The following is a 689-nucleotide window of genomic DNA, read 5'->3' on the forward strand; positions in this document are numbered from 1 at the left end:
AAGGGCTTGGTATCGTACAGTTGCCTGATTACTATGTGCAAAAATATCTGGTATCGGGCGCGTTGGTGAGCTTACTTGATGACTATAGAGAACCTGAAGAAAGCATCTGGGCCATCTACCCACATAACCGTCACTTATCCCCAAAAATCCGACTACTGGTTGATTATCTAACAGAGCGCTTGGTTTAGCGATCTATTCAGACGTGTTGCCATCACCGGTCTGATGACGCACAATGCGTATTGGGTATTGCCACCTACTACGGATCGCTCAAGGATATCACTATGATTAAAACTGTCTCTATCGCCGCTCTAGCATTGGCCGTGTCATCTTGCGCCAGTGTTGATACGTTTTTGAATAAAGCCGATGCTACTGATTCACTGACAGAAACAACCCAGTCAATCAATGCTGAAAAAGGCTTAGTAACCTTACCAAGTAATCATTCCGTCCAAGATACCGCAGATAAGCTGGTCTCAATGATCGAAAGTAAAGGTATGACAGTGTTTGCGCGAGTCAATCATCAAAAAAATGCTCAGAGTGCAGGCTTATCATTACGACCAACACAAGTCATCATGTTTGGCAATCCCAAAGCAGGTACGCCTTTGATGAATTGCGAGCAAACTGTCGCCATTGATTTACCACAGAAAATCCTCATTAGTGAAGATGCGGATAAAAAAGTATGGCTGTCATAC

At 43.8% G+C, this 689-nt stretch carries 2 protein-coding genes; both read left to right on the plus strand.

Annotated elements, in window-relative coordinates; translation table 11 throughout:
- The coding region (locus ACS8FC_RS17750; RefSeq protein ID WP_439297761.1) for a LysR substrate-binding domain-containing protein at positions 1–188 on the plus strand (188 nt) is incomplete at its 5' end.
- Between the two features lie 93 nt (positions 189–281).
- Positions 282–689, plus strand: a 408-nt coding sequence (locus ACS8FC_RS17755) for a DUF302 domain-containing protein (protein ID WP_439297762.1), incomplete at its 3' end; no start/stop codon positions are given.

The organism is Psychrobacter sp. 1Y4 (assembly GCF_051847555.1).